Source organism: Protofrankia sp. CiP1_Cm_nod4, from assembly GCF_982290645.1.
Map to the genome: position 1 here is coordinate 3669 of NZ_CEVIVC010000095.1, position 2651 is coordinate 6319.

Consider the following 2651-nt stretch of genomic DNA (forward strand, 5'->3'; position numbering starts at 1 on the left):
ACAGGCCCGACAGACAGGCCCGACAGGCCGCTGCCACGAGAAGCCCCACGGACATGACCCAGAGACCCGGACAGGCGGGACCACCAGATGAAGCCAGACGAGGGAACCCCACAACGACGAGGAGGGGAGTTCGGGTGACGCCAACGGTGCGCGCCAACCCGCTGCGCGACCCGCGGGACCGCCGGCTGCCACGCCTGCCCGACCCATGCGCGTTGGTGGTCTTCGGGGTCACCGGCGACCTGGCCCGCAAGAAGCTCATCCCGGCCGTCTACGACCTGGCGAACCGGGGCCTGCTGCCGCCGGGCTTCGTGCTGCTGGGCTTCGCCCGGCGCGACTGGGACGACGGCGGCTTCGCCGAGATCCTCCGGGAGGCCGCGCAGAAGGGCGCCCGGACACCGTTCCGGGAGGACGTCTGGGAGCGCCTGGCCTCGTCGGTGAAGTTCGTCCAGGGGTCGTTCAACGACGACCAGGCCTTCGACACGCTCGCGAAGACCCTGCTCGACCTCGAGCACAGCCACGGCATCCCGGGTAACGCGGCGTTCTACCTGTCCATCCCGCCGTCGGCGTTCCCGGTCGTCCTCAAGCAGATGCAGCGCACCGGGATGGCCTCGAACGAGGCGTCCGGCGGCTGGCGGCGGGTCGTGGTGGAGAAGCCCTTCGGCCACGACCAGGAGTCCGCCAGCGCCCTCAACGAGCTGGTGGACGACGTGTTCACCGCGCCCGACGTGTTCCGTATCGATCACTACCTGGGCAAGGAGACCGTCCAGAACCTGCTGGCGCTGCGGTTCGCCAACACCCTGTTCGAGCCGATCTGGAACTCCCACTTCGTCGACTCCGTCCAGATCACCATGGCCGAGGACGTCGGCATCGGCTCGCGGGCCGGTTTCTACGACGCCACCGGCGCCGCCCGGGACGTGCTGCAGAACCACCTGCTCCAGCTGCTGGCGCTGACCGCCATGGAGGAGCCGGTGAGCTTCAACGCCGAGGCCATCCGGTACGAGAAGCTCAAGATCCTGCGGGCCGTCTCGCTGCCGGACGACCTTGCCGGCTACGCGATCCGGGGCCAGTACGAGCAGGGCTGGCTCGCCGGCCAGCGGGTCCGGGGCTATCTGGAGGAGGACGGCGTCCCGGCGGGCTCGCGCACGGAGACCTTCGCCGCCGTCCGGCTGGGGATCGAGACCCGCCGGTGGGCGGGCGTCCCGTTCTACCTGCGCACCGGCAAACGGCTGCCGCGCCGGGTGACCGAGATCGCCATCTCGTTCAAGCCGGCCCCGCACCTGCCCTTCGACGCCACCGACACCACCGAGCTCGGCCACAACCAGCTGGTGGTGCGGGTCCAGCCGGACGAGGGCGTGACGCTGAAGTTCGGCTCCAAGGTCCCGGGGTCGGCGATGGAGGTCCGCGACGTCGCCATGGACTTCCTCTTCGGCGAGGCGTTCACCGAGTCGCTGCCCGAGGCGTACGAACGGCTCATCCTTGACGTGCTGCTCGGGGACGCGACACTGTTCCCGAACAACTCCGAGGTGATCGAGTCGTGGCGGGTGATCGACCCCATGGAGGACTTCTGGGCCGGCTCCGTCCCCCATCTCTACCGGTCGGGGACGTGGGGGCCGGCCGCCGCCGACGAGATGCTCGCCCGTGACGGGCGCTGCTGGAGGCGACCGTGACAACCCTGTGGGACACCACCGGCACCGACGTGGTCAGGGCGCTGGCGGCCGAACGGCGCTCCGCCGGCGCGCTCGCCTTCGGCCTGGCCCTGACCCTGGTGGTCGTGGTGGACGAGAAGCACGTCAGCGCCGCCGAGAGCGCGGCGACGACCGCGGCGGCGGCCCACCCGTGCCGGCTGCTCATCATCGTGCGCCGCCAGCTGGACGCCTCCAACTCCCGGCTGGACGCCGAGGTCTCCATCGGCGGGCGGCTCGGCCCCGGTGAGGCCGTGGTCATGCGGATGTACGGCCGGCTCGGCCTGCACGCCGAGTCGGTGGTGCTGCCGCTGCTCGCGCCGGACGCGCCGGTGGTGACCTGGTGGGACGGCGAGCCCCCGGACCGGATCGCCTACGACCCGCTGGGCGTCTTCGCCGACCGCCGGGTCAGTGACGCGGCCGCCGCCCCCGACCCGGTGGCGGCGCTGCGGCGCCGCGCGGCGGACTTCGCGCCCGGCGACACCGACCTGGCCTGGACGCGGCTGACCGGCTGGCGGACGCTGACCGCCGCCGCCTTCGACTCGATCACCGAGCAGCCACGGTCAGTCACCATCGCGGGCAGCCCGGCGGACCCGGGCGTCTGTCTGCTCTCCGGCTGGCTCGCCGACCGCCTGCGGGTGCCGGTCACGGTGTCCGAGGCGGTCTCCCGGGGCGGGCCGGCCGAGATACGCGTCGACTTCGACCACGACGGCACGCTGACGCTGACCCGCCAGGACGCCCACACCGTGCTGCTGCGCCGGCCCGGCCGGCCCGGCCGCGCCCTGCCGCTGCCCGACCGCGGCCTCGGCGACCTGCTGGCCGAGGAGCTGCGCCGGCTCGACAACGACGGGCCCTACGCGGACGCGCTGTCGGCCTGGAGCGGGATAGCGGGCCTGGCCTCCCGGCCGGCGGTCCGCGAACACATCTGGCGCGACCCGATGGCGCCGGAGAGCACCACGGCCAGGTCCG

Annotated in this window: 2 protein-coding genes; both read left to right on the forward strand. The window is 72.7% G+C overall.

Features of this window, described 5'->3' with window-relative positions:
* Positions 1 to 134 precede the first annotated feature (134 nt).
* Entirely contained in the window at positions 135 to 1667 is a 1533-nt protein-coding gene (gene zwf, locus AC5LSR_RS16930; RefSeq protein ID WP_250283299.1) for a glucose-6-phosphate dehydrogenase, read from the forward strand.
* The coding region (locus tag AC5LSR_RS16935; RefSeq protein ID WP_493468672.1) for a glucose-6-phosphate dehydrogenase assembly protein OpcA at positions 1664 to 2651 on the forward strand (988 nt) is incomplete at its 3' end. The genes zwf and AC5LSR_RS16935, both read left to right, overlap by 4 nt.